This window comes from Streptomyces sp. NPDC018000, assembly GCF_044328025.1.
Taxonomy (GTDB): domain Bacteria; phylum Actinomycetota; class Actinomycetes; order Streptomycetales; family Streptomycetaceae; genus Streptomyces.
Genome location: NZ_JBIRGM010000065.1, coordinates 1 through 1,352, shown reverse-complemented (window position 1 = coordinate 1,352; position 1,352 = coordinate 1). Strand labels below are relative to the sequence as shown.

Sequence of the window (1,352 nt, the reverse complement as noted above, 5' to 3'; positions counted from 1 at the left end):
GGACGCAGCGCAGGAGCCGGACCGCGTCGATGATGTGCAGGTCGTACATGATGCTGATGCCGACGAACTTCGGTCGTTCACGCCGGATCAGATCGGTGATCGCCTCGTCACTCGGGTTACGCCCGTGCAGGTTTAGTGCCTGGACCGAGTATCCGCAGCCCCTGAGGTGACCCGCGATACAGGCCACGCCCAGGTTCTCCCGGACCCGCTTGTAGAACAGCCTCATCGCCGGGTCCAGAGACAGGTATTCCTCATCGTTGATCAGGACGTTCTGGTTGTTCAGGGTTGCGGCGCCGGTAGGGATTTCCCGGGGGGTCAGCAGGACTACATCTGCCATGGCCCGATTCCTTTCTCGTGTTCACGTGCGCATCTCGACACCGACCGGGTCACTCAGCCATCGCCTGTTGCCCACACAGCTTCTTCGTCTCCTCGACGAACTCCGGGTAGGGCTGCCCGAGGACCTTGCGGTCGTAAGCGTCGACCAGCGCGCGCAGTTCGGTCTCCAGCCGGTCGGCGAGTTGGGGCGGGTTCTCGTCCGCGAGCAGCAGCCCGACGTTGAGGAAGGTGATCAGCAGATCCGACAGGCCCTCGGCCCAGCTGCGCAGCCGGGTGATCAGCGGGCGCAGGCCCTGCTCGCCCTGGGACCTGCGCGCCCTGGTGGCATCGACGATGAGCTGGGCGACGAAGGGAAGCTCTTCCTTGCGGTCGGCGACTTCCCCGCTGACCTTGCTCCAGGCGGCCCACACATCCTCGACCCGTTGGTCGGGGATCCGGTACTCCCGGCGGGCTTCAAGGAGGACATCCCTGGCCGGGCCTTCGACATCCGGGAGTTCCGGGGGAGTGGGGTCGCTGATCTTGTCGTACATCTCCGTGCCGCGCAGCGCGATGGCGCGGCTGATGAAGGAGAAGGGGTTCTCACTGACGGCGATGTCAGCGGCCACGATGAACTTCAGGTTCTCCCAGAGTTCGTCGACCGTCGTGCCGGGCTCGATCATGATCCAGCCGGGTTCGAGCTCGATGCCCTCCCGGTTGAACATGCGGGCGGCGTCGAAGTTGTACTCCACCAGGGTTCCCTTGCGGAACCTCTTGGCCATGGCCGGGGACCCGGTCTCCATGCCGAGCAGGGCGGAGACCATGCCGGCGCGGCGCAGGGTGCGCAGGGCCTCCCGGTCGATGAGGCCGGTGTCGACGCGGAACTCGCAATGGAAGTTGATCTTCAGGTCGCGGCGGAGGATCTCCTCGGCGAAGCCGACGGCGTGGTTGTAGCCGTCCTGGAAGGCGCCGCCGAAGTTGTCGTCGTTGAACCAGAGGAACCGGGTGCCGAACTCCCGCTGCAGGTACTCGATCTCGTC

General features: G+C 65.3%; 2 protein-coding genes. Both read right to left on the bottom strand.

Features of this window, described 5'->3' with window-relative positions; all coding sequences use genetic code 11:
- The coding region (locus tag ACH4EW_RS32455) for a cobalamin B12-binding domain-containing protein (protein ID WP_398263157.1) at positions 1-337 on the bottom strand (337 nt) is incomplete at its 3' end.
- 49 nt (positions 338-386) lie between these two features.
- On the bottom strand, positions 387-1,352 hold a 966-nt coding region (locus tag ACH4EW_RS32450), incomplete at its 5' end, for a B12-binding domain-containing radical SAM protein (protein WP_398263155.1).